Source organism: Mesorhizobium sp. Pch-S (genome assembly GCF_004136315.1).
GTDB lineage: Bacteria > Pseudomonadota > Alphaproteobacteria > Rhizobiales > Rhizobiaceae > Mesorhizobium.
On record NZ_CP029562.1, the window covers coordinates 355,902 to 373,496 of the forward strand.

16 protein-coding genes and 1 pseudogene are annotated in these 17,595 nt (G+C 62.8%); 6 read left to right on the forward strand and 11 right to left on the reverse strand.

Features of this window, described 5'->3' with window-relative positions; genetic code table 11:
* Positions 1-3 precede the first annotated feature (3 nt).
* Positions 4-1,773, reverse strand: coding sequence for an acyl-CoA dehydrogenase (locus C1M53_RS01655; protein WP_129410647.1), 1,770 nt, complete (start codon positions 1,771-1,773; stop codon positions 4-6).
* A gap of 214 nt (positions 1,774-1,987) precedes the next feature.
* Positions 1,988-3,001 carry an NAD(P)-dependent alcohol dehydrogenase gene (locus tag C1M53_RS01660; protein ID WP_129410648.1) on the reverse strand — a complete coding sequence of 338 codons (1,014 nt, stop codon included), beginning with the start codon at positions 2,999-3,001 and terminating at the stop codon, positions 1,988-1,990.
* Between the two features lie 92 nt (positions 3,002-3,093).
* On the opposite strand from C1M53_RS01660, the gene C1M53_RS01665 reads away from it, so the two are divergent.
* Together C1M53_RS01665 and C1M53_RS01670 are read left to right on the forward strand one after the other, a co-directional pair.
* Positions 3,094-3,954, forward strand: a complete 861-nt coding sequence (locus C1M53_RS01665) for a LysR family transcriptional regulator (RefSeq protein WP_129410649.1) — start codon at positions 3,094-3,096, stop codon at positions 3,952-3,954.
* Positions 3,955-4,057: 103 nt separating this feature from the next.
* Positions 4,058-5,199 (forward strand): annotated as a pseudogene (locus tag C1M53_RS01670) (GH25 family lysozyme).
* Between the two features lie 14 nt (positions 5,200-5,213).
* On the opposite strand, the gene arsC reads toward C1M53_RS01670, so the two are convergent.
* Together arsC and purD are read right to left on the reverse strand one after the other, a co-directional pair.
* Positions 5,214-5,627, reverse strand: coding sequence for an arsenate reductase (glutaredoxin) (gene arsC / locus C1M53_RS01675; protein WP_129410650.1), 414 nt, complete (start codon positions 5,625-5,627; stop codon positions 5,214-5,216).
* Entirely contained in the window at positions 5,624-6,901 is a 1,278-nt protein-coding gene (gene purD, locus C1M53_RS01680) for a phosphoribosylamine--glycine ligase (protein WP_129410651.1), read from the reverse strand. Before purD ends, arsC begins: the two co-directional genes overlap by 4 nt.
* 146 nt (positions 6,902-7,047) lie before the next feature.
* Here purD and C1M53_RS01685 point away from each other — a divergent pair, with 146 nt between their 5' ends.
* On the forward strand, positions 7,048-7,587 hold the full coding sequence (locus C1M53_RS01685) for a GNAT family N-acetyltransferase (protein ID WP_129410652.1): 540 nt from the start codon (positions 7,048-7,050) through the stop codon (positions 7,585-7,587).
* A gap of 174 nt (positions 7,588-7,761) precedes the next feature.
* Positions 7,762-8,745 carry a 4-hydroxybenzoate octaprenyltransferase gene (gene ubiA / locus C1M53_RS01690; RefSeq protein ID WP_129410653.1) on the forward strand — a complete coding sequence of 328 codons (984 nt, stop codon included), beginning with the start codon at positions 7,762-7,764 and terminating at the stop codon, positions 8,743-8,745.
* 179 nt (positions 8,746-8,924) lie between these two features.
* Here the strand turns inward: ubiA and C1M53_RS01695 are convergent, their stop codons facing one another.
* The 3 genes from C1M53_RS01695 to C1M53_RS01705 form a co-directional block, all read right to left on the reverse strand.
* Positions 8,925-9,491, reverse strand: a complete 567-nt coding sequence (locus C1M53_RS01695) for a DUF6101 family protein (protein ID WP_129410654.1) — start codon at positions 9,489-9,491, stop codon at positions 8,925-8,927.
* A gap of 181 nt (positions 9,492-9,672) precedes the next feature.
* Complete coding sequence (locus tag C1M53_RS01700; RefSeq protein ID WP_129410655.1) at positions 9,673-11,097, reverse strand: FAD-binding oxidoreductase; 1,425 nt, start codon at positions 11,095-11,097, stop codon at positions 9,673-9,675.
* 111 nt (positions 11,098-11,208) lie between these two features.
* Entirely contained in the window at positions 11,209-12,180 is a 972-nt protein-coding gene (locus tag C1M53_RS01705; protein WP_165358017.1) for an L-threonylcarbamoyladenylate synthase, read from the reverse strand.
* 153 nt (positions 12,181-12,333) lie between these two features.
* On the opposite strand from C1M53_RS01705, the gene C1M53_RS01710 reads away from it, so the two are divergent.
* Complete coding sequence (locus C1M53_RS01710; protein ID WP_129410657.1) at positions 12,334-12,711, forward strand: hypothetical protein; 378 nt, start codon at positions 12,334-12,336, stop codon at positions 12,709-12,711.
* A gap of 109 nt (positions 12,712-12,820) precedes the next feature.
* Here C1M53_RS01710 and C1M53_RS01715 read toward each other — a convergent pair whose 3' ends face one another.
* Together C1M53_RS01715 and glyS are read right to left on the reverse strand one after the other, a co-directional pair.
* Complete coding sequence (locus C1M53_RS01715; protein ID WP_129410658.1) at positions 12,821-13,111, reverse strand: hypothetical protein; 291 nt, start codon at positions 13,109-13,111, stop codon at positions 12,821-12,823.
* Positions 13,112-13,356: 245 nt separating this feature from the next.
* Entirely contained in the window at positions 13,357-15,528 is a 2,172-nt protein-coding gene (gene glyS / locus C1M53_RS01720) for a glycine--tRNA ligase subunit beta (protein ID WP_129410659.1), read from the reverse strand.
* Positions 15,529-15,731: 203 nt separating this feature from the next.
* On the opposite strand from glyS, the gene C1M53_RS01725 reads away from it, so the two are divergent.
* Positions 15,732-15,914, forward strand: a complete 183-nt coding sequence (locus tag C1M53_RS01725; protein WP_129410660.1) for a hypothetical protein — start codon at positions 15,732-15,734, stop codon at positions 15,912-15,914.
* A 2-nt stretch (positions 15,915-15,916) separates the two neighbouring features.
* Here the strand turns inward: C1M53_RS01725 and C1M53_RS01730 are convergent, their stop codons facing one another.
* Positions 15,917-16,861, reverse strand: coding sequence for a glycine--tRNA ligase subunit alpha (locus tag C1M53_RS01730; protein ID WP_129410661.1), 945 nt, complete (start codon positions 16,859-16,861; stop codon positions 15,917-15,919).
* Between the two features lie 282 nt (positions 16,862-17,143).
* Entirely contained in the window at positions 17,144-17,560 is a 417-nt protein-coding gene (locus C1M53_RS01735; RefSeq protein WP_129410662.1) for a hypothetical protein, read from the reverse strand.
* Positions 17,561-17,595: the final 35 nt, after the last annotated feature.

Genomic DNA, 17,595 nt, shown 5'->3' on the forward strand with positions numbered 1-17,595 from the left:
TGGTCAGGCCGAGATCAGCGCCTTGCCGGCTTCCGCCAGGCTTTCGGCGCCACCGAGCACCCGCTCCTTGAGCGCCGCGGTTTCGCCCAGCATGTTCTCGGCATAGAAACGACAGAGTGGCAGGCGCTGCTCGGCGGCGAGTGCACCGCGTGCCAGATAGGCACCACCCGCAGCCAGCGAAATCAGCCTGAGATATGGCGTGGCGCCGGCAAGGGCGGCTTCCTGACGACCATCGGCAAGGCATGCCTGCAGGAAGTCTGTCGCTTCCGTCAGATCGGCCAGCGAACGGTCGAGCAGGTCCGCCGTCCGACCGAAGCCGGGGCGGTTCGATGCACGCACATCAGCGGCTACCGCCTTCAGTTCATCGATGTAGCCATGCACATGTCGGCCGCTGCCCAGTGGCAACTTGCGCGTCACCAGGTCGATAGCCTGGATGCCGTTGGTGCCTTCGTAGATCGGCGCGATGCGCGCATCGCGATAGTAGGCAGCGGCTCCTGTTTCCTCGATGAAACCCATGCCGCCATGGATCTGCACGCCGAGCGACGCAACATCGACGCCGGCATCCGTCGAGAAAGCCTTGGCCAGTGGCGTGAGCAGATTGGCACGGTCGCGCCAGTGGTCCGCAGCCTGGCTTTCAGCGACATGCGCCATGTCGAGTGCGTGCGCGCAGGAATAGCTGATCGAACGTGCGATCTCGGTCAGCGCCTTCATGGTGAGGAGATTGCGCTGCACGTCGGCGTGATGGACGATCGGCGCCATGCCGTTGCCGGCATAGCTGGCCGCCTTGCCCTGCCTGCGTTCATTGGCATAGGCAAGCGCCTTCTGGTACGCGGCTTCGGCCACGGCCACGCCCTGCATGCCGACAGCGAGGCGGGCGTTGTTCATCATCGTGAACATGCAGGCGAGGCCCTTGTTCTCCTCGCCGATCAGCCACCCGATGGCGCCGGGCGTGACACCTCCAAAACCGTCGCCATAGATCATCGTGCATGTCGGCGAGGCGTGGATACCGAGCTTGTGTTCGATGCCCGAGCAGAACACATCGTTGCGGGCGCCGAGCGAACCATCGTCGTTGACCAGGAACTTCGGAACCAGGAACAGCGAGATGCCGCGCGTGCCGGCAGGAGCATCGGGCAGGCGTGCCAGCACCAGGTGCACGATGTTGTCGGTGAAATCGTGCTCGCCATAGGTGATGAAGATCTTCTGGCCGAAGATTCGATAGGTGCCGTCGCCCAAAGGCTCTGCCCGGGAGCGCAATGCGGCGAGGTCCGACCCGGCCTGTGGCTCCGTCAGGTTCATCGTGCCCATCCATTCGCCCGATACCAGTTTGGCGAGGTATTTTGCCTTGAGCTCGTCGGAGGCGTGCTTGTGCAGTGCCTCGACTGCGCCCATGGTCAGCGTCGGACCGATGCCGAAAGCCATCGCGGCCGAGTTCCACATCTCGAGTGCAGCGACACCGAGCATGGTCGGCAGTGCCTGCCCACCGAATTCCTCGGGAGCGGAAAGGCCGTTCCAGCCGCCGTCGATCCAGCGGCGGTAGAGGCCCTTCCAGCCCGCCGGCATGGTCACGGCGGCGTCCTTCAACACCGCGCCGGTCTCGTCGCCGATCTTGTACAGCGGCGCGACCTCTTCCGTCGCGAAACGCCCCGCTTCTTCCAGCACCGCATCGACCAGATCCTCGCCGAGTTCACCGAAGGCCCCGGCATCGAGAGCGGGTTTCAACCCTGCGACATGTTTCAATGTAAAGGCGATATCCGCGACTGGTGCCCGATACATGCAGTCTCCTCCTCTGTGCCGCGCAATCCTGCCGCGTACCCACGTTGCAATGCAACAGTGCTATGGTGCAACGCCCACCAATATACTTTTACGTAAACGTCAAACTTTGTCACGCGGATTTTGCGGAGGTTTCAGCGGGAACGGAGCCGAAAGACTACTGTCGCGGGAGGCGGATAGCAGAGCCGATATCCTCTGCCTGGCAAGCCAGTATCCCCTATTCATGCACCAAAGCGACCTTGCCGAAGTGAGATCCACTTTCCAGGTGGTGAATCGCGGCCGCCACTTCAGTCCAGTTGAACGTCCGGTCGATCACCGGTTTCAGGTCCAATGCCTCGATCGCGCGGACCATCGCCTCGAAAGATTCACGGGAACCGACCGGTATGCCGCGAACCTGAACCTGCTTCCTGAAGATGTCGAGCGGGTTGATCGTGCCATCCTTGCCGCCAAGGTAGCCGATGACGTTGATCTGTCCGCAACGCGCCGATGCCTTCAGCGACTGCTCGAAGCTGCGCGGTCCTCCCACTTCGATGACATGGTCGACGCCACGCCCGTCAGTCAGATCGAGAACAGCGTCGGCCCATTCCGGGTTTTGCCTGTAGTTGACGCTGGCGAAGGCACCCAACGCCTGGGCGCGACGCAGTTTCTCGTCACTGCTCGAGGTGACGATGACCCGTGCCCCGTTCGCCCTCGCGAAAAGCAGCGCAAAGAGCGCAACGCCACCGGTGCCCTGAACCAGAACAGTGTCGCCGGCCTTCACTGCCCCCAGAGTGACCAACGCATGCCATGCGGTCACGGCAGCACATGGCAAGGTCGCGGCTTCGACATCGCTGAGGTTCCTCGGCGCCAGCACCGCGGCCTGTTCGTCGAGCACCGCATAGTCCGCAAGCAAGCCGTCGATCGGGCCGCCGCGCTGATAGGCTGGCTCTGCCATGCGGAACGAGCCGCCTGCCCAGCGCTGCCAGAAGGTCGAGCAGACACGATCCCCGACCTTGAAACGCGTCACTTCCTCACCGATCGCAACCACCTCGCCGACACCATCCGACAGCGGCACGAGCGGCAAGGCGAAGACGGTGTGATAGCTACCGTTGACGATCTCGACATCACGATAGTTGAGGGCTGTGGCTCGGACCCTGATCAGGATCTCCTGGCGGCGCGGTACCGGCTGCGGTCGATCAACGACACGAAGGTTTTCGACGCCTGGCCTGTCCTGCAAAACGATCGCTTTCATCAGCGGTATCTCCATTTTCGACACCGCCAGAATGGCCTTGCGTCATTCAGCCTTCAAATTCATAATATGCAAAATAATTATGTTGATACTGCATGATTGAAGAACTGCGCACTTTCGTTCTGTTTGCCGAGGAAGGCTCCATCCAGAAGGTGGCGCAGCGGTTGCCGCTGACGCAGCCCGCCGTCAGCCGGCAGATCCAGAGGCTTGAGCAGGCACTGGGGGCCCAGCTTCTCGACCGCAGGCAAAAACCGCCGACGCTGACGCCGACAGGTGTGGACGTCCTGGCGAGAGGCCGCGAGATCCTGGACGGCTTCGCGAAGCTGAGGGCCATTGCCGCTGCGCCGGAGCCGGAAGGCGTGTTCCGCCTCGGTCTCGTCAATGGCCTCGCCCATCACAGCCTGGCGGAGCGCATCGCAGCCGTCGTCGCCCGCTTTCCACAGGTGTCGCTGCGCCTCAAATCCGGCTGGAGTGCCGATCTTGCCGAACAGCATCGTCTCGGCCTGCTCGACGCGGCAATTCTGCTGTCGGACAAATCCCGGTTCCATGAAGCCCAACCCATCGGCGAGGAAGAACTGGTGACGATCGCCTCGCACACATTGATCGCAACGGGAGCCCAGCAACAGAGCCGCTGGGTGTTGAGCCCGGAGCCCTGTGACGCGCGCCGGCGCCTTGCCGGCCGCCTTGCCGAACAGGGCCGCCCCCTGCTCGTCGCCGCCGAGATCGAAGATGCCGGCCTGCAGATGGGACTGGTGCGGCAAGGACTGGGGCTCGGGCTTTTCCCGAAGCGCTTGCTCGACCGGACAAAACCCGAAGGCGTCGAGCCCGTCGAGGTCGCAGGCGCAAACCTGAAACTCGACGTCCTGATGGTGCGCTCACCGCATCTTGGCCCGATGGCCAGGGTCGCGGACGACCTGGCCGACGAGATCCGAGCATTCATGAGCGTATCTTCTTAGCCAATAAACGGCAGGAAAACCGTTCATTAACCATGGCCGTTCAGGATCGACCGTCAGAGAGCGGGGTACGCCCTTGAACGGCCGCACGCGACAGTTCTTCCGCATGGCAACGCTGGCAGCAGGCCTGGCAGCGGCGACAGGCGCGGCCACGGCATCGGACTTTTCCGAACCCTGGAAAAAAGAAGACCGCGCGCTCGTCGTCGACGCCTATGAATACAATCCCATCGACTGGAACGCGCTTGCCTCCGACAAGCGCATTGTCGGCTTCATCAACAAAGCCTCGGACGGAATGCCGCCGCCCTATTCCTGCACCGGCACGGAGACGGAGCAGCGGCTGTGCAAGGCGCTCTGGCGCCGGCATGCGGTGGCACGTGAGCTTTTCCAGACACGCAAGGTGGTGGCGAAGGCGCTGGGGTTGGAATGGGGCGCCTATCATCTCGCCCGTCCGGGCAATCCGGTAGAGCAGGCCGACAATTTCATCGATTTCGCCGAGCCGGTCCCGACGATCTGCTTGCCCTCGACATCGAGGACAACGACCCCGAAAAATGGATGTCGCTGGAGGACGCGGAAGAGTTCGTGCGGCAGGTGCACCGGCGCGTGGGTCGCTTCCCGATCCTCTACACCAACGAGGTCACCGCAAGCCACATCGCTACCAACCGTTATCGCTACCGCCTGCTGTCGCGGCTGCCGCTCTGGTATGCGCGCTACAAGCCGGAAGTCGGCGCCAGTTTCCCAAAGGGTCACTGGAACAGCTATGCGCTCTGGCAATTCGCCGCCCAGGCCAATTGCGGCCGGCTGTCCTGCCCTTACCGCGCCGCAGGGACGCCCAACGACATCGACATCAACGTCGCGCCGATGGACGCGGCTGAATTGCGCAGCCAATGGCCGTTCGGTGCATTGATCGACGTACCGGTCGACTACCTCGCAAGCGTGCCGGTGCCGTTGTCACGGGAGGCCGGCATGCGCGGCGAACGCGTTGCCTATGCGTCAGTGGCCGCGCCACCGACGCTGGATGAACTCGGCGCAGCTCTGAAAGCGCGCTGGAGTGCCTTGCGCAATGCGTTGCGGCGTCCGCCCTTGCTGGTGGCAAAACAGATGCACGGCATAGCCGGCTATGTCGCTGCAGTGAGGCAAAAAACGCAGGCTGTGCTGATATCACAGGACACGCCGCCAGATGGCATCGATCCGATCGCGACAGGATCGATCAAGCCTGCCAAAGCAGCCACCACGCCGGCGGACCGCTGATTTTCCGAAACTCGCTAGCGGTGGATCGAGGTGTGCACCACCTCGCCGTCTTCCTTGACGAAATCACCGATGTCGGGATTGGCGAGCACTTCCAGCACCCGCTCCGAGGGCCGAGCCAGAACGACGCCCTTTTCGGCCACCACGATCGGCCGGTTGATGAGGATCGGGTATTCCATCATGAAGTTGAGGATTTCTTCGTCGCTGAAGCGCGGATCATAGAGCCGCAACTCCGCATAGGGCGTATCCTTCTGACGCAGCAGCTGCTTCGGCGTCATGCCCATCAGGCGCAGCAGTTCGACCAGCCTCGCACGCGACGGCGGCGTCTTCAGATATTCGATGATCTCGGGCTCCTCGCCGGAAGCGCGGATCATGGCCAGCGCATTGCGCGAGGTGCCGCAGGCAGGGTTATGGTAGATGGTGACGCTCATTGCCCCTCTTCGCGCTCGACCGCGCGCCAGCCGATGTCGCGGCGACAGAAGCCCTGCGGCCAGTCGATGCGGTCGACGGCGGCGTAGGCGCGCTTCTGTGCCTCGCCAACGGTGCGGCCAGTGGCCGAGACATTGAGCACGCGCCCGCCATTGGCGACCAAAGCACCTGCATTGACCGCGGTGCCGGCATGGAAGACCTCGGCGCCCTCGGCCCGCGCCGCATCGATGCCGCGGATCACTGATCCCTTTTCGGGCGTACCAGGATAGCCCGACGCTGCCATCACCACCGTAAGTGCCGCCTCATCCCTCCAGCGTACCGACATGTGGCCGAGCTGACCATCGGCGGCGGCGTTCAGCAGCACGAGCAGATCGTCCTTCAATCGCATCATCAGCACTTGGCATTCGGGATCGCCGAAGCGGGTGTTGTATTCGATCAGGCGCGGACCCTGCTCCGTCATCATCAGCCCGGCGAACAGCACACCGGCAAAAGGCGACCCGAGTTCGGCCATGCCGCGCATGGTTGGCTCGATGATCTCGCGCATGGTGCGCTCGACCATGTCAGCCGTCATCACCGGCGCCGGAGAATAGGCGCCCATGCCACCCGTATTGGGACCGACATCACCATCGCCGACGCGCTTGTGGTCCTGCGCCGTGCCGAAGGGCAGCGCCGTTGTGCCATCGCACAGGCAGAAGAAACTCGCCTCCTCGCCGGTCATGAATTCTTCGACCACGACTTCGGCTCCCGCGCTGCCGAACGAACCGTCGAAACAGGCGTTCAGCGCCTCGATCGCCTCAGGCAAAGTCATGGCAACCGTAACACCCTTGCCGGCCGCAAGCCCGTCGGCCTTGATGACGATCGGCGCCCCGACCTTTTCGACATAGGCGCGCGCATCGGCGAGATTGTCGAAACGGCCGTAGGCGGCAGTCGGGATGTTGAAGCGGGCGCAGAGATCCTTGGTGAAGCCTTTCGACCCTTCCAGACGCGCCGCCGCCTTGGAGGGCCCGAAGACACGGATGCCGGCGGCGCGCAGATCGTCGGCAATGCCGGCGACCAGCGGCGCTTCCGGACCGACGACGACGAGATCGATCTTCATATCACGGCAGAATGCAGCCACGGCGGCATGATTGCCGATGTCGAGCGCAACGAGCTCCGCCTGCTCGGCGATGCCTGGATTGCCGGGCGCGGCGTAAAGCCTGGTAAGCAGCGGCGATGCGGCGAGCTTCCAGGCCAGCGCGTGTTCGCGTCCGCCGGAACCGAGGAGAAGAACGTTCATGTCGGCAACCTCGCCCATCCGTGTAGCCAGCTCTGGCTATTGGCGATGACGCGGCAGGTCAAGGCGCGATCGCCCCTATCAACCGCTACGGCATTGCCGACCGGCGGATGGCCGCCTATCTGCGCGTAACAGACACAGGATTTGTCATGCCCGTCATAATCCAACGCGCCGCCCCCCTCCTCTTCGACACCGCTGGCAAAGCCGACTTCAGCTTCGAGGTCGATGCCTATCTGGAACCTGCCTTCGGCGCACCCGTCTCCGAATGGCAGCGCATTGCCACCGAGCCCTATGTGAAGAGCTACGACAAGGCTGACGAAGACGATGGCGAATGGGATGACGACAGCGCACTGTTCGTCGCACTGCTGGACGGTGCACCCATCGGGCGGCTTTCGGTAACCCGCAACTGGAATGGCTACGGCCTGCTCGACCATTTCGGGGTCGACCGTCCGCACCGCACCAGCGGTATCGGCCATCGCCTGTTCGATCACGCGAAGAGCTGGGCGCGGGAGCAGGGCTTGCCCGGGCTCTCGCTCGAAACCCAGAACAACAACCTCACCGCCTGCCGTTTTTATGAGCGCCAGGGCTTCCAGCTCGGCGGGATCGACCGGTTTTTCTACCGCGGGCTCTATCCTGACACCCGCGAGATCGCACTGTTCTGGTATCTGCCGTTCATGCCAAACGCCTAGAGCGTTTCCGTTTTTCACGGAAACGCGGAAACGCTCTAAGTTTTTTTTCGCCGCATTTTTGTAACGCCAAGTGATCTCACTTGGCTACAAAATGCTCCAGGCGCGCAGTCTGGACAAGGCTGCGAGACACCATGTCTGCTTGACGCCCGCCCCGCAGCCTGCCACTCCACGGCGATGGAAACCATACAGTCGAAATCGGCCCAGGGACGTGTCGCCGACGCGCCGAGCGGGCACTGGGTCTATCGCGTGCTGCCGCGCTGGCTGTGGCCCTACGCGCAGCTTGCGCGCTGGGATCGGCCGATCGGCTGGCAGTTGCTGCTGTGGCCCTGCTGGTGGTCGGCCGCCCTCGCAGCCAGTGCCTATGCGCGGCCGGAAGACAGCCTGCTTTCACTGCTGCCCCTGCCTTCGACGTTGATCCTGTTCCTGCTCGGCGCCATCGCCATGCGTGGCGCCGGCTGCACCTATAACGACCTTGTCGACCAGGACATCGACAATCAGGTGGAGCGTACCCGTTCACGCCCGCTCCCATCCGGCAAGGTGAGCCGCAGGCAGGCCTGGACCTTCCTTGTCCTGCAGGCACTGGTCGGCCTGATGGTGCTTGTCCAGTTCAATGGTTTCGCCATCCTGCTCGGCGTCTTTTCACTGGTGGTGGTGGCGATTTATCCGTTCCTGAAGCGCTTCACCAACTGGCCGCAATTCGGGCTCGGCCTTGCCTTTTCTTGGGGCGCGCTGATGGGCTGGGCAAGCGAGTTCGCCGATCTCGATGCACCGGCCTTCCTGCTCTACATCGGCTCGATCATGTGGGTCATCGGCTACGACACCATCTATGCCCACCAGGACAAGGAAGACGACGCCATCGTCGGCGTACGCTCCACCGCTCGCCTGTTCGGCGAACACACCAAGTCCTGGCTGGCCGGGCTCTATGCCGGCGCGCTGATGTGTTTCGCCGTCGCCTTTGCCTCCGCACAGGTACCGGTCGTAGCGCTGGCGGGGCTGATCGCCGCCGGTGCGCACATGGCAAGACAGATCGTGACGCTGGACATCGACAATCCGGAGCAGTGCCTCAAGCTGTTCCGGTCGAACAACCAGGTCGGCTGGCTGATCTTCGCCGGCCTGATCGGCGGAGCTGTCTGGGTAGCGGTGAAGCCGCTGCTCTAGCGCAGGAAAAGTGCGCGGCAGTTTTCCGTCCGGAATTTCGTGACGCAAAGAACGGGAGCGTTTCCGAGAAAATCGGAAACGCTCCCGCCATCCCGACAACGGTATTTCGCTGTAAATGCAAAAGGTCAGCAACTTTTGAGTCGCTGACCTTTGCTTAGAGAATACACTCCAGACGGCCCTTATTCGCGGGCGATGATCTCTTCACCGCCAATGACCAGCCTGAGACCGAGATTGCCGGTACGACGGCGGGCCAGGAAGCGTGGGCGACGCGTGGTGGAAATGCGTCCCTTGCGGCGGGCACGCGGCGGCTGCGTCTTGATCGCGACACCGAGCGACTCCTCCAGTGTGCGGGCTACACCGTCCGCTTCGATCAGCAGCATCGGCAGGCCGAAGGCTTCCGCCCAGGCGCGCCAATCGGCGGCGATGTCGTCGAGATCATCGGCGACCAGCAGCGGCACCGACAGCATCGAATCCGTGTGCAGCAGTTCCAGCGTCACGGTGACATTGCCGTCCTCGTCTTCCATGGCGCGCGCGGCAACGCCACGGAACGCTCGGGCCGGGAGGGCGATCACGACGGGCATGCCGCTCATCTGCAGCTTGCGCCGCATGACGGCGCCGCGCCGGTCGATGGTGAGTGTGATGTCGCCGGCGTCGTCGCGGGCGGCGTAGCTCACCACCTGCGGCAGGCGAAACGGGTCGAGGCGCATGTTGCGCCCAGCCCAGACTGGCTTCAGTCCGGTGTTCATGGATGCCTTCCTGTCTCTCCTGAGAGCCGGGTATCCCGGTCATCTCCGTGCGGGTTTTCCCGCCTCGTTATGGGGAGAGACTAGCGGCGGCTCCTTACCGGCCCGCTTAAAAAAGTCGGTTAAATTTTGCTGATCTTCCAGATGGTTATTGGAATCCCACCAAAAGCGGCCTTCGAAACCATCAGATAACCTTACCGGGATTCATGATGCCTGCGGGATCGAAGGCAGCCTTCACCCGGCGCATCAGCTCGATCGCCATCGGCGGCGCGGTGGCGATCAGTTCGTCGCGTTTCAGCTGGCCGATGCCGTGCTCGGCCGAAATGGAGCCGTTCAGCGAACGCACGACATCGTGCACGGCCTTGTTCATCGGCCGGTAGAGATCGAGGAAGGCCTGGTCGCTGTCGTCGACGGGCCTGGAGATGTTGTAGTGCAGATTGCCGTCGCCCATATGGCCGAAGCAGACGACGCGGGCGCCGGCACTCACCGAAGCGACCGCCTTGGCGGCACGCTCGATGAAAGTCGGGATCGTCGCGATCGGCACGGAAATGTCGTGCTTGATCGAAGCGCCTTCGGCTTTCTGCGTTTCCGGCAGCGTCTCGCGGAAGTTCCAGAAGGCGTCGGCCTGCCCAAGACTCGCGGCAATCACCGCATCATCCGCCAGTCCCTTTTCCAGCCCTTCCGACAGGATATCCTCGATCAACGCCCTGGCGTCCTCGGCGGAACGCCCGGAGGAGACCTGCATCAGCACATACCAGGGCCAGTCGTCGGCCAGCGGACGGATCACACCGGCGCCATGGCGCAGCGTGAAGTCGTAAGGGGTCTTGGCGATCAGCTCGAAGGCAGTCAGCGCCGGCCCAGCGCGGTCTTCCGCCAGATTGAAAAGGCCAAGCGCCGCCTGCGGCGACGACAGGCCGACAAACGCGACCTCGCGTCCCTTCGGCTTGGGAAACAGCTTCATGACGGCGGCGGTGATGACACCCAGCGTGCCTTCGGCTCCGACGAACAGGTTCTTCAGATCGTAGCCGGTGTTGTCCTTCTTCAGTTTGCGCAGGTCGTCGAAAACCTCGCCGGTCGGCAACACCACTTCGACCCCGAGGCAAAGTTCACGTGTGTTGCCATAGGCGAGAACGCCTGTGCCTCCGGCATTGGAAGAAAGATTGCCCCCGATCTGGCACGATCCCTGCGCCGCCAGCGACAATGGAAACAGCCGGTCGGCGGCATCGGCTGCCTCCTGCAACGTCTGCAGGATGACGCCGGCTTCGACGGTTGCCGTATTCGACTGCACGTCGATCTCGCGGATGCGGTTCAACCGCGACAGCGAAAGCACCATCTGATGCCCGGACGCATCCGGCACCTGCGCACCGACCAGCCCGGTGTTGCCGCTCTGCGGCACGACCGGCGTGCGCGTCTCGGTGGCCAGGCGCATGATGCGGCTGACTTCCTCCACACTTCCGGGTCGCAGCACCAGCGGCGTCCGCCCGTGCCACAAACCACGCCGTTCGATGAGATAAGGCGCGATATCCGTCTGGTCGCGCAATGCGTACCTGTCGCCGACGATATCGGCGAAACGCTGGAGAAGGCTGGACGAAAGATCGATGTCGGTCATGTCCAAGAACTAGAGCATTTTGTAGCCAAGTGGAATCACTTGGCGTTACAAAAACGCGACGAAAACAAAAACTTAGAGCGTTTCCGCGTTTCCGTGAACAACGGAAACGCTCTAGGACGCCGCGAGAGGTTTGTCACGCGGCGCGGCAGCACGGGCGAGCCGGTCGTTGATCGCTTCGCCGAGCCCGTCCCGAGGCACCGGCTCGACGGCGATCACCGCTGCGCCAGCTCGATCGAGGTCCTGCATGAAAGCGAACAGATTGGCAGCGGCTTCAGTGAGGTCGCCGCGCTCCGACAGGTTCTTGATGGCAACGGCGTCCCGCCAGCCGGCAGCGCGCGTCGGACCGAAGGCTAGCAACGCCTCGTCCTGCTCCACCTTTTCCGCATCGAGCCGCATTGCCGCGCCCGGCGCGTAGTGCGAGGCGAGCATGCCCGGAGCCTGGATGCCGGTGGCACCGCGCAACAATCCGGAACCGGCAACGGCCTCGACATCGGCGGCAGCGATGCCGCCCGGGCGCAGGAGACGCAAGCCACCCTGCTCCGCCTTGACGATGGTCGATTCCAGCCCGACCGGCGTCGCGCCGCCATCGACGACCAACCTGATGCGTGCCCCCAGATCGTCGGATACCGCGCGCGCGGTCGTGGCGCTGATCCTGCCTGAAGAATTGGCAGACGGTGCCGCCAGCGGACGACCGAGACGACGGATGAGCTCGCCGCCGAAGCCCTTAGGCATACGCAGCGCGACCGTATCCAATCCTGCGCTCACCAACGGATGGATCCCGGCCTCCTGGCGCAACGGCAACACCAGCGTCAGTGGCCCCGGCCAGAAGGCTGCGGCCAGCTTGCGCGACAGCGGGTCGAAAATCGCGATCCGCTCGGCCATCGCCATGTCGGCGACATGGGCGATCAGCGGATTGAAACGCGGCCGGCCTTTGGCTTCGAAGATGCGCGCAACCGCCTGGCCGTTGGTGGCATCGCCGGCAAGGCCATAGACGGTCTCCGTCGGAATGGCGACAACCTCGCCGGCCTCGAGCAGAGCCAGCGCCGCCTCCAGGGCTTCGGATGCAGGTATGATGTCAGCCACGGTCACGACCTTTCTGAGCGGCTGCGTAATACGCGGCGTGGTTATGGGCAAGCCTCCCGCGCCTATCACTAAAATGCACGTGACCCGCGTAAGTCGATATCAACAGGATTGCCCTAGTGTGGTGGATGGGAACTCGGGCAAGGGGATATCTTCATGCGTGGCATGGCGGTCGCATTTTTTGGCCTGTGGATCGCAGGCACCGCGCAGGCATCGTCGCTGGTCTACTTCAGCGACGCCGCGCCAATGGCAACACCTTCGGTGATTGCCCCGACCGCCGATCCAACGGCGGGCAGATCAGTGGTACAGGCCGGTGAAACCGGAATGCCGGTAACGCAGGAAAAGGTCTCGGCCATTCCGGAGCGGAGCGGACCGGCAGGCACGACCATGGTGATCCGCGATGGCGTGGTGGGCACTGCATTGCCGCGTCACGTCGCCAAACCGGCGATGGCGAATGGTAAACTCCCGGCAACCGCGGTATCCGCAAAAACCGGCAAGGACGGTCTGGCGGGAGAACACAAGGTGACGCCTTAAGCGCACCGTCCAGGCGGGCAAGACGGCAAGAGCCACCCTGCCCGCTCGGCGAGTTTCGATCACTACAGCATCTGACGACGCAAGGCCGTCCGGCTGTTCGCAAGCCGGATCAGGCTGCGGCCTTGGCTTCGTCTTCCTCGCCGTCGTCCTCGGCGGTCTCTTCACCGTCTTCCGACTCGTCTTCGTCCTCGGCGGTTTCATCGCCATCCTCGGACTCGTCTTCATCGTCGGAATCGTCTTCGGCTCCCTCGCCGTCGTCGTCCTGCTCGTCTTCGTCGTCCGAAAGCACGACCTCGTCGTCGTCACGAGCTTCGAGTTCGTATTCAGGGGTAGCTTCGAGCAGCGCCTCGTCAGAGGCCAGGGTGTCTTCAATCATTTCGGGTTCGGCAACGAATGTCATGAAAGCCTCCGTGGGTTTTGGAGCGTTTCCGTTTTTCACGGAAACGCGGAAACGCTCTAACTCTTGTTTCCACGCAACTCCGTACGGAAAACCGCTACGCAGTCTTCCTGGAGTTGCTCCGGTTAACACCCGAGTTGTCCCACGCCGACATCATCGCCATATGACTGTAAGCCGGCTCGGCCGGCTATTTCACAAGTCGCTGAATTAGCTCGCAGGGGCGCCGCAAAACGTTCCAAATCCAGCTGTCAGCCGGCGATCTTCGAGAAATCGGCGACGCGGTCGGTGGCGGTGCGGATGCGCGAAAGCAGTGCCAGACGGTTCGCACGCACGGCGGTGTCATCGTCGTTGACAAGAACCTTGTCGAAGAACATGTCGACCGGCTCGCGCAGCGTGCTGAGCGCTACCATGGCGCCGGAGAAATCTTCTTTGGCAATGGCCTCGCCAGCCTGGGCTTCGACCTGACCAATCGCGCCGAACAGCTTTTTCTCGGCATCTTCGCGGAACAGTACCGGGTCGACGGCCGCAGCCACTGCTGTGCCCTTCTTTTCCTCGGCCGCAAGGATGTTGGCAGCACGCTTGGTGCCGGCCAGCAGGTTCCTGCCGTCCTCGGCGTCGAGCAGCTTGCCGAGCGCCTCGACCCGGCGCACGACGGTCAACAGGTCATCGGCATCCGGCGTGATGACGGCGTCGATCAGATCGTGCCGCGCACCCTGATCGCGCAGATAAACCTTCAGGCGATCGTGGAAGAAGGAAAGGAGGTCTGCGAAAAGCGCCTCCCGCTTTTCCTTGCCGACGACAAGCGGGTAGCCGTTCATTGCCAGATAGCTGACATGCCCGAGTCTCAGGCGGGCTCCGTTCTCGATCAAGATCCTGATCACGCCCAGCGCCGCGCGACGCAAGGCATAAGGATCCTTCGAACCGGTTGGCTTCTCCTCGATTGCCCAGAACCCGACCAGCGTGTCGAGCTTGTCGGCCAACGCCACCGTGACTGAAACCGGGTCGGTCGGAACGCGGTCGGAGGGGCCCTGCGGTTTGTAATGTTCTTCGATCGCTGCCGCGACGGAAGCATTTTCAACCTGGAGCAGCGCATATTTGCGCCCCATTGCGCCCTGCAGTTCCGGGAACTCGCCGACCACCTCGGTCTGCAGATCGGCCTTGGCCAAAACAGCCGCGCGTTCCGCCAGCGCAGGATCGGCGCCAACCATCGGCGCTATCTCCCGTGCAAGCCGGCGGATACGCTCGACACGTGCGCCCTGCGTTCCCAGTTTGGCATGGAAGGTGACGTTGAGATGATCGAGCCTGGCCATGCGCTGGTCGAGTGGCCTGGCAAGATCCAACGCGAATTTTGCGGCCGAGCTTTCCAGAGCGCCAAGGTCGGGCAGGTCGCCCTGGTCGGTGTTCCAGAAATAGAGTGCATCCGACAGGCGTGCACGCACGACCTTGCCGTTGCCATGCGCGATCTCGGCGCCGCCATCCTTGGCCTCGATGTTGGCGGTGAGGATGAAGCGGTTGGACAGATTTTCCGCCTCACCCTGCGGACGGGTGACAAAGCACTTCTGGTTGGCACGGATGGTGAGGCGGATCACTTCCGGCGGGATTGCCAGGAAAGCCTCCTCGAACTCGCCCATGAGCACGACAGGCCACTCGACCAGGCCGGAAACTTCCTCGAGCAGCCCCTCGTCCTCGACCAGGTCCAGCCCATTGGCGAAGGTCAGGTTGCGGGCATCGGCCAGAATGATCTCCTTGCGCCGCTCGGCATCAATGACGACCTTGGCGGCCTCGAGCTTCGCGGCATAATCGTCGAAACGCTTGACCGTGATGGCCTCTGGCGCATGGAAGCGGTGACCATAGGTGACATTGCCGGCACGGATGCCGTCGATTTCGAAATCGACGACCACCGGCTCTTCGGTTTCCGGTCCGAAGGTGCAGACGATGGACTGCAGCGGGCGCACCCAGCGCAACGCACCAGGTCTGGCCGAGGCCGGCCCCCAGCGCATCGACTTGGGCCACGGAAAGCTGCGGATGATCGCAGGCACCAGTCCGGCGATGACCTCCTCGGCGGCGCGGCCAGGCTTGGAGATATGGGCGACGTAGAAATCGCCCTTCTTGGGATCGGCATGGACGTGCGCGTCAGCGATCGAAGCGAGTCCGGCCTTGCGCAGAAAACCCTGGATCGCCTGTTCCGGTGCGTTGGTCGACGGGCCCTTGATCTCCTCGCGCACATCCTTGGAGCGTGCGGTCAAGCCACGAATGTCAAGCGTCAGACGACGGGGCGTCCAATACTCGCGCGCCGCCTCATAGGTAAGACCCGCCTCGACCAGACCGTCGGTCAGCATCTTCTTCAGGTCACCCGCAGCCTTGCGCTGCATGCGGGCGGGAATCTCTTCGCTGCGAAGTTCAAGAAGCAGATCGGGCATGGTCGGTCTCAAACGGGAAAGCTGCGGCGGCAATAGCAAGTCGCCCGCGCCCTGTCACCCTTCGTACGAAACAACGGACAAATGAAAATTTCGGCGGGTGTGTCGGAAAGCGGCCATCTCACCCGTCCTAGGAGCACAACGACATCCCCGACACACAGCGCTGAAGCGGATGACGCTCAGACGGGAACCCATTGGCCGAAACCATGAAAACGGCATCGACATTGCTCCAGGTCATCGCGCTCAGCGCCTGCTTCGTCAATCAGGTCGAAGCACCGGCCGAGTTCCGGATGCCTGGCGTGCGGCAAGCCTTGAGGACGATCGCGGGGCCTGACCGTGAGTCGCTCCTTGCCGCGATCATCGACGTTGAAATGGCCGACGAAGGGTAAGCTCAGGCAGCCAGTCCACCAGCCTCGGTCAACAGGAACGCTTCACCGCATGCCTTGGCCAGATTGCGCACGCGCAGGATGTAGCTCTGGCGCTCGGTGACCGAGATGACGCCACGTGCATCGAGCAGGTTGAAGACATGGCTGGCCTTGATGCACTGGTCGTAGGCCGGGAACACCATCCTGTGCATGGCCACATTGGCGTTCGCACTCGGCGCCCCGGCATCCAGCAGCGCCTTGCACTCGGCTTCCGCATCCTCGAAATGACGCAGCAGCATGGCCGTGTTGGCATGCTCGAAATTGTGTCGCGAATATTCCTGCTCTGCCTGCAGGAAGACCTCGCCGTAAGAAACGCGCTCCGGCCCCTCCATGCCGTTGAAGTTCAGGTCGTAGACGTTGTCGACGCCCTGCACATACATGGCGAGCCGCTCCAGCCCGTAAGTCAGTTCGCCGGCGACCGGCGCGCATTCGATGCCGCAGACCTGCTGGAAATAGGTGAACTGCGACACTTCCATACCATCGCACCAGCACTCCCAGCCGAGCCCCCAGGCGCCCAGTGTCGGGCTTTCCCAGTCGTCTTCGACGAAACGAATGTCGTGCAGCAGCGGATCGACGCCGATAGCCTTGAGCGAACCGAGATACAGTTCCTGCAGGTTGGACGGATTCGGCTTCAGAATGACCTGGTATTGATAATAGTGCTGCAGCCGGTTCGGGTTCTCGCCGTAGCGGCCGTCCTTCGGACGCCGGGATGGCTGCACATAGGCAGCATTCCAGCGACGGGGGCCGAGAGCGCGCAGTGTCGTCGCCGGATGGAACGTACCGGCACCCACTTCCATGTCGTATGGCTGCAGGATGACGCAACCATGCGCAGCCCAGTAATTGTGCAGCGTCAGGATAAGACCCTGGAACGAACGCTTGGGATCCAGATTGGCGGGCAATTCGGCGGTCACGGCGGCCTCGATGGGAGCTGCAGGATGCGCCACTCCCTAGAGCCGAGGGGCAAGGGCGTCAAGGCAAGGATACCAACGGTCATACTGAATGACCGTTGGAGCGCGCCGCGCCTGTTGGCGCGAAAGCTGGAGCGTTTCCGATTTTCACGGAAACGCGGAAACACTCCAACTGTTTAGGGGCTCTCTGGCGGCCCGGATGGGCCGTGCCGGCGATTGAGGCGTTCTGGATGTGTCAACATCCAGAACCTTTGGTATGAGACGATCACGGAAGGTTGGTGCCTGTCAGTCCGCCAACTCACCCGAGAAATTCGTGCCCTCGTTCTGGTTGTCGCAAAAGGCGAGTATTCCCTGAAATGCGGGTTTCTTGATCGCCGGCGGACCATAAAAACTGATGCTGAACGTCCCCCAATAGGTCGACCCGTTCTGCTCGGTCGGGCAATGCGTGACCTTCGCAACATCCTGCCAGGTACCGCTGAGAACATTGTCGGCCAGCTTGCCGACGGTCTTGCCTGCATAATTGTCAAAAACGATCGTGTATTCGCCCGTCTCGAGCCGGCTGATGGTTATTGGACCATTGCCCGTGTTCCAGCGGCCGTCGATCTTGATCTCGTCGGCCATGGCCAGAGAAGGCAGCAAGACAGCAGCAGACAAGCAAACCCGCAGCATCGTGCGATCCCCAGGCTGAACCAGCATGATCATGGCTGGCAGTGTGGAGAGAAGTCAACGCGATGCAG

Coding starts and splice junctions, on each gene's coding strand:
- C1M53_RS01655 (WP_129410647.1), bottom strand. CDS start 1,773: ATGTATCGGGCACCAGTCGCGGATATCGCCTTTACATTGAAACATGTC.
- C1M53_RS01660 (WP_129410648.1), bottom strand. CDS start 3,001: ATGAAAGCGATCGTTTTGCAGGACAGGCCAGGCGTCGAAAACCTTCGT.
- C1M53_RS01665 (WP_129410649.1), top strand. CDS start 3,094: ATGATTGAAGAACTGCGCACTTTCGTTCTGTTTGCCGAGGAAGGCTCC.
- arsC (WP_129410650.1), bottom strand. CDS start 5,627: ATGAGCGTCACCATCTACCATAACCCTGCCTGCGGCACCTCGCGCAAT.
- purD (WP_129410651.1), bottom strand. CDS start 6,901: ATGAACGTTCTTCTCCTCGGTTCCGGCGGACGCGAACACGCGCTGGCC.
- C1M53_RS01685 (WP_129410652.1), top strand. CDS start 7,048: ATGCCCGTCATAATCCAACGCGCCGCCCCCCTCCTCTTCGACACCGCT.
- ubiA (WP_129410653.1), top strand. CDS start 7,762: ATGGAAACCATACAGTCGAAATCGGCCCAGGGACGTGTCGCCGACGCG.
- C1M53_RS01695 (WP_129410654.1), bottom strand. CDS start 9,491: ATGAACACCGGACTGAAGCCAGTCTGGGCTGGGCGCAACATGCGCCTC.
- C1M53_RS01700 (WP_129410655.1), bottom strand. CDS start 11,097: ATGACCGACATCGATCTTTCGTCCAGCCTTCTCCAGCGTTTCGCCGAT.
- C1M53_RS01710 (WP_129410657.1), top strand. CDS start 12,334: ATGCGTGGCATGGCGGTCGCATTTTTTGGCCTGTGGATCGCAGGCACC.
- C1M53_RS01715 (WP_129410658.1), bottom strand. CDS start 13,111: ATGACATTCGTTGCCGAACCCGAAATGATTGAAGACACCCTGGCCTCT.
- glyS (WP_129410659.1), bottom strand. CDS start 15,528: ATGCCCGATCTGCTTCTTGAACTTCGCAGCGAAGAGATTCCCGCCCGC.
- C1M53_RS01725 (WP_129410660.1), top strand. CDS start 15,732: ATGAAAACGGCATCGACATTGCTCCAGGTCATCGCGCTCAGCGCCTGC.
- C1M53_RS01735 (WP_129410662.1), bottom strand. CDS start 17,560: ATGATCATGCTGGTTCAGCCTGGGGATCGCACGATGCTGCGGGTTTGC.